This is a genomic window from Streptomyces ossamyceticus (assembly GCF_001418475.1).
GTDB lineage: Bacteria > Actinomycetota > Actinomycetes > Streptomycetales > Streptomycetaceae > Streptomyces > Streptomyces ossamyceticus.
In genome coordinates this window covers 1-5,514 of the sequence record NZ_LIQX01000160.1, presented here as the reverse complement: position 1 = coordinate 5,514, position 5,514 = coordinate 1, and the positions used below count along the sequence as shown (strand labels likewise).

Below are 5,514 nucleotides of genomic sequence, written 5' to 3'. Positions count from 1 at the left end.
CCTGCCCGCCCGGCGTCGGCCCGCCCGGTTCGCGGCGCGTAGACGGCCGTCGCGTTCGAGGCGCGTCGACGGTCGGCCCGGCTCGGCGTCGTCGGCCCGGCATGGTGCCGGCCTTGCTCGCCGCGCATCAACAGCGGCCCGGTGGCACCTCAGCTCGGCTCCGCGCGGGCGGCGGCCGGGCTCCTGCGGCCGTGCCGTCTCAGCCCGTCGCCGCCGTTTCTCTCCGCTCCTCGCCGCCGTCCATCGGGCTCGTCGTCGCCGTCCCTCAGCTCCTCGCCGATCCCCCTCAGCCCGTCGCCGCCGGCACCGGGACGACGAGCGCGGTGATGTTGTCCTGGCCGCCGGCCTCCAGGGCGTACGACACCAGGGCCCGTGCGCCGTCGAGTGGGTCGGCTTCCCCCAGCACCGTCCTGAGTCCGGCCGCGTCCGGCAGGTGGCGCCACAGTCCGTCGGTGCACAGCAGCAACCGGCCCGCGCACCCCGGCCGGTAGCTCCGTACGTGCGGTACGGGCTGGTCCGAGTCGGCGCCCAGCCACGCGGTGAGGGCCTCCAGGTCGCCCGTGTCGTCCTCGGTGAGTGCCATGCCGGGCCCCTCGTCCGGCAGCCAGTAGGCACGGCTGTCACCCACCGAGCCGCTCCACAGGCCCTCCGGTCCCACGACGCCCGCCACCCAGGTGCACGCAGGGGCGACCCCGTCGCGCTCCCCGGTGTTCGCCGACCCCGTGTCCGCCAGCCCGGCGACCGCCCGCCCCGCGCGACCGGCGGCCTCGGCGAGCGCGACCTCCGGCAGGACACCGGACTCCAGCAGCCCCGCCAGCGCGGTGACACCCACCTCGGCCGCGACCCGCGCGGCCCGTTCGGCTCGCGGCGCCATCGACACGCCGTCGCAGATGACACCGATCGTCCACGCCCCGCGCGTCACCAACCCCATCGCGTCCGCGTTGATCTCGCGCCGTAGTCCACGGTCGCTCACCCCGGCCGCGCCGCTGTCCGTCTCGATCTCCAGGCGCGCCCGGAAGGCGACCTGGGCCGCACCGCAGTCCCAGCAGTGCCCGTCGGGAGCGACCGTCCCTCCACACCGTCCGCAAGATGCCGTCTCGTCCATGATCCGCGCATCCTGCCAGGCGCACCCGGCGCGGGAAAGCGAGAAAAGGCGACAGAAGATGTCCGGCTTCTCGGGAAGGCTCGTGTCGAGGACGCCGGGGCACACCCGACGTCGGTCATGGTGGCAGTCGTACGCACAGGAGGTCGGGCATGGTGAAGCCGTTGGACGGCAAGGTCGCGCTGGTGGCGGGAGCCTCACGCGGAGCGGGGCGCGGGATCGCGGTCGAGCTGGGCGCGGCCGGGGCGACGGTGTACGTGACGGGACGCAGTACACGGCAGCGGCGGTCGGAGTACGACCGTCCGGAGACGCTGGAGGACACGGCCGATCTGGTCACCGAGGCGGGCGGGCACGGTATCGCCGTGCCCACGGACCACCTCGAACCGGCTCAGGTGAAGGCCCTGGTGGAGCGGATCGACAAGGAGCAGGGCAGGCTCGACGTCCTGGTCAACGACATCTGGGGCGGCGAGAAACTGTTCGACTGGGAGGCCCCGGTCTGGGAGCACGACCTCGACGACGGGCTGCGGCTGCTGCGGCTCGCCGTGGACACCCACGCGATCACCAGCCACCACGCGCTGCCCCTGTTGCTGCGCCACCCGGGTGGTCTGGTCGTCGAGATGACCGACGGCACCGCCGAGTACAACAGCGCCAACTACCGCGTCTCCTTCTTCTACGACCTCGCCAAGGCCGCGGTGCTGCGCATGGCGTTCGCCCTGGGGCATGAACTGGGCCCGCGCGGTGCCACGGCCGTGGCCCTCACTCCGGGCTGGCTCCGCTCGGAGATGATGCTCGACGGCTTCGGCGTGACCGAGGACAACTGGCGCGACGCCCTGGACAGCGTCCCCCACTTCGCCATCTCCGAGACCCCGCGCTACGTCGGCCGGGCCGTCGCCGCCCTCGCCGCCGACCCCGACGTAGCCCGCCACAACGGCACCTCCCTCTCCAGCGGCGGCCTCGCCCAGGTGTACGGCTTCACCGACCTGGACGGCAGCCGCCCGGACGCCTGGCGCTACCTCGTGGAGGTCCAGGACGCAGACAAGCCGGCCGACACCACCGGCTACCGCTGACCCCCGGGAGCCGCAGGCATCTGCCAGCGCGCCGAATGCCCCGGCGGGAGCGCGAGATCCTCCCGCACGGCGGAGTAGTAGCCCTCACGCCCGGCGCGCTGACGGTCCAACAAGACCTGCCAGGCGCCGGGATCACGCCTCGCGGCGCGGAGGAACTCCTCCATCTCCAGCACCACGACGACCCAGGCTCGCGCCATCTCCACGACCTCCGGGCTGCCGAGGAGCAGGAGCGCCTCCCCCGAGGGGTCTCGTGCGACGGTCGCCTCCGCCGATCCTTCAGCGCGGCGACGGCACGCAGATCGTCGAAGTCGACCGTGTTCACCGTCCCGGGGTTGGCCACGACGATCGCCGGTCGCCCGCCGAGCGATTCCAGGGCGGCGGCGAGCGCGTCCACGTCCATCGCCTCCCGGCCGCCGGACAGGAGCGGGACCGTGCGCAGGCGGTCCCGGCCCATGCCGAGGACCGAGAGCGCCTTGGTGACGCTGGAGTGCGGGCTGCCGTACAGGACGTCGACGGGGCCGAGGGCCGCCGCGCCCTCGCGGGACACGTCCACGCCCAGCCGCTCGCCGATCCACTCACGGGCCACGGCCAGCCCCACCGTGTTGGAGACGGTCGCGCCAGTCATGAACGCGCCCCCGTACTCCCCGCCCAGCCCGAACAACTCCCGCAGCCAGCCCAGGTCGTAGACGCTGGTCAGCCAGTCCCCGGTGACGGCGGCCGGGGTGGCGCCCTCGGTGACGAAACCGAGGTAGCGGGGTCCGGCGGAGCCGGAGAATCCCGGCGCCCAGCGCTCCGCGAAGCGGGCGAGGGCGCCCCCGCCCCGATGCCCGCCGACGGAAGCGGTACGGGACCCGGCCGACCGCCGGGTCGGGCGACGGGGCGCTCCGCGATGCCCGCCACCTCCCCGGCGGCGAAGTCACGGGCGGACTGCAGGAGGTCGGGGAGCCGGGAGAGATCGTCGGCGAGCACGGGGTCCAGGACCCGCAGCGTAGGGCGGGACGGAGGCCCGGTCGTGGGCCACTTCGAGGAAACTGGACTGGTCGACGACGGCGCCCTACGGTGCTTCCACCGGTGACGCAAACGACGGCCGCCACCGTGCATCGACCGGGCGGCGCGTCATCGGCGCCCCACCGTGCTTCCGGCGGTGGTGTCACCACGGCTCCGTTCACCGCTTCGAGTCACGCCCCCTGCGCCCCCACCTCTACCCCATCGCCTCCACGACCCCGTCCCACAAGCGGGCCCTCGCTTCGAGCGCGAGGGTCGCCGTCTCCACCGCCTCCTCCCACCGCCCCTCCTCGGCCCCGCACAGGTCGGCCACCATGGCCATCGCCATCGGGGTGTGCTCCTCGCCGTCGACCTCGATGTGCCGTGCCAGATAGTCCCGGAACAGGGGGAACCGGTCGGTGCCCTCCGCGCCGATCACCTGGTCGAACATGTCGGGGATCAGGTCCTCCCGTGAGAACGCGAACGCCGCGGCCCGGCAGTGCAGCGGCCGCTCCGCGATGAGCTCGAACGTGGTCCGGACGAACTGCGCGGCAGGGTCCGGTACTTGGGCCACGCGCAGGGCGGCCGACACGTCGTGGCCCTCCCCGACGAGCCCCAGGAACGTGTCGAGCCGGGCGGTGTCCGCGCCGGCCTCGGCCATGCCCGCCCGGTACAGCTCGAAGTGACTGGTGAACCCGCCGTTCAGCTCGTCGCTCTCCTCGACCAGGACGATGTCGTTGATGAGCCGCCGGCTCACCCCCGAGCCCCGCGGCACCCACGGGACGTCGACGCATGTGAGGTCCCGCTGGAGGGACTTCAGCAGCGACATGAAGTCCCACACGGCGTACACATGGTGCTCCATGAAAACGGCAAGGTCGGCACGGCTTTCCACCCGTCGATAGATCGGGTGCGCCGTTATCTCTTTCCGTACGGGTTCGATCGCGGCACGCGCCCTGTCGATTCCCTCGTGCTGGAGGTCCCAGTCGTACCTGGACATGGCTCTCCTTTTCTTCCGCACTGCTTCTTCACAGAGCCCGAGGCTGATGGTGCGCCCTTTTCGGTTTGCCGGGCAAGCGCTTCCCGAAATTACCGGAAGTTACCCCGTCGTACTCCCCGACAGACGGCTCCAAGGCGGCTGAAAGAGCGTCATACGCGAACGATCCGGACAGCTTGAAAAAGTTCGTTGAAGATTTGAACGGGGTGTCAGTTCTTCCCGTACTCGACGGCGTGAGCAGGAATCCCGTTACCGTCACCATCGCGTATCACGTGGTGCCGGGGCGCGAGGCCGACTTCCACTCGTGGGGGTGGGCCGCGCTGCGTACGAGTGCGCGGCAGCCGGGCTTTCTGGGGGGCGGCGTACTGGTCGACGGAGAGGCGGAGTGGCATGTGGTCTACCGCTTCGACAGTGAGGATTCGGCCCGGACCTGGGAGAACTCCCTGGTCAGGGCCGAGTGGGCAGCACGCGCCGAGGGCCTGGCACGGGAGACCGGCCGCCGCAGCGTGACGGGCTCCAAGGCCTGGTTCGACTCCCAGACCACCCGGGAACCGACGCCGGCCGCCCCGCGCCCGCCCCCGAAATGGAAACTCTGGCTGGTGAATATGAGCGCGGTCTTCCCGCCCGTGCTCCTGTTCAACCTGCTGGTACTCCCTTATCTCGCCGATCTCAATCCACTTTTCCGAACACTTCTGCTGTGTCTGTCCGTGACGGCCATCGTCACCTGGATTCTCATGCCGAGACTCCAGAGATTCCTCAAAAAATGGCTGTATCCGCCGCTGCAGGCGCTGCGCGGCCGGCACAAACGTCGGACCGCCTAGGTCCGAGAACGATCAGAGGGGGGTGGGCAGGTTGAAAACCTTGCTCATCGACAATTATGACTCGTACACGTACAACCTGTTCCAGCTGATCGCCGAGGTCAACGGCGAGGAGCCGGTGGTCGTGCTCAACGACGCCTCACCCGACGACATTCCGGAACTGCGGGAATTCGACAACGTCGTGGTGTCGCCCGGGCCCGGCCACCCCTCGGAACCGCGCGACTTCGGTATCGCCGCGCAGGTCATCGCCGGGGCCGCGATCCCCGTGCTGGGCGTCTGTCTGGGTCACCAGGGCATCGCGGTGGGGGAGCGGGCCGACGTCGAGCCCGCCCCGTGGCCCCGCCACGGACACCTCTCCACGGTCCGGCACGACGGACGTGACCTGTTCCGCGGGCTGCCGCAGAACTTCACCGTCGTCCGATACCACTCGCTGTCCGTGCGCGAGCCGCTGCCGCCGAGCCTGGAGGCCACCGCCTGGTCCGAGGACGGTGTCCTCATGGGGCTGCGTCACCGTGAACGGCCGCTGTGGGGCGTCCAGTTCCACCCCGA

Annotated in this window: 5 protein-coding genes and 2 pseudogenes; 3 read left to right on the top strand and 4 right to left on the bottom strand. The window is 71.2% G+C overall.

Features of this window, described 5'->3' with window-relative positions; all coding sequences use genetic code 11:
• Nucleotides 1-286 precede the first annotated feature (286 nt).
• Entirely contained in the window at nt 287-1,105 is an 819-nt protein-coding gene (locus tag AOK15_RS13625) for a PP2C family protein-serine/threonine phosphatase (RefSeq protein ID WP_055516308.1), read from the bottom strand.
• Between the two features lie 149 nt (nt 1,106-1,254).
• Here AOK15_RS13625 and AOK15_RS13620 point away from each other — a divergent pair, with 149 nt between their 5' ends.
• Complete coding sequence (locus tag AOK15_RS13620; RefSeq protein WP_055516306.1) at nt 1,255-2,169, top strand: SDR family oxidoreductase; 915 nt, start codon at nt 1,255-1,257, stop codon at nt 2,167-2,169.
• Here AOK15_RS13620 and AOK15_RS46045 read toward each other — a convergent pair.
• The 3 genes and pseudogenes from AOK15_RS46045 to AOK15_RS13610 form a co-directional block, all read right to left on the bottom strand.
• Nucleotides 2,160-2,438 (bottom strand): annotated as a pseudogene (locus tag AOK15_RS46045) (hypothetical protein); the annotation flags it as partial. The gene AOK15_RS13620 and the pseudogene AOK15_RS46045 overlap by 10 nt on opposite strands.
• A pseudogene (locus tag AOK15_RS42060) lies at nt 2,438-3,147 on the bottom strand (aspartate aminotransferase family protein); the annotation flags it as partial. The pseudogenes AOK15_RS42060 and AOK15_RS46045, both read right to left, overlap by 1 nt.
• A 223-nt stretch (nt 3,148-3,370) precedes the next feature.
• A complete protein-coding gene (locus AOK15_RS13610; protein WP_055516305.1) occupies nt 3,371-4,150 on the bottom strand; it encodes a DUF3050 domain-containing protein in 780 nt (259 codons plus the stop codon).
• Nucleotides 4,151-4,380: 230 nt separating this feature from the next.
• Between AOK15_RS13610 and AOK15_RS13605 the strand changes: the two genes are divergently transcribed.
• Together AOK15_RS13605 and AOK15_RS13600 are read left to right on the top strand one after the other, a co-directional pair.
• A complete protein-coding gene (locus AOK15_RS13605) occupies nt 4,381-4,968 on the top strand; it encodes an antibiotic biosynthesis monooxygenase (RefSeq protein WP_219923643.1) in 588 nt (195 codons plus the stop codon).
• A gap of 31 nt (nt 4,969-4,999) precedes the next feature.
• Nucleotides 5,000-5,514, top strand: a 515-nt coding sequence (locus AOK15_RS13600) for an anthranilate synthase component II (RefSeq protein ID WP_167738815.1), incomplete at its 3' end; no start/stop codon positions are given.

Coding starts and splice junctions, on each gene's coding strand:
- AOK15_RS13625 (WP_055516308.1), bottom strand. CDS start 1,105: ATGGACGAGACGGCATCTTGCGGACGGTGTGGAGGGACGGTCGCTCCC.
- AOK15_RS13620 (WP_055516306.1), top strand. CDS start 1,255: ATGGTGAAGCCGTTGGACGGCAAGGTCGCGCTGGTGGCGGGAGCCTCA.
- AOK15_RS13610 (WP_055516305.1), bottom strand. CDS start 4,150: ATGTCCAGGTACGACTGGGACCTCCAGCACGAGGGAATCGACAGGGCG.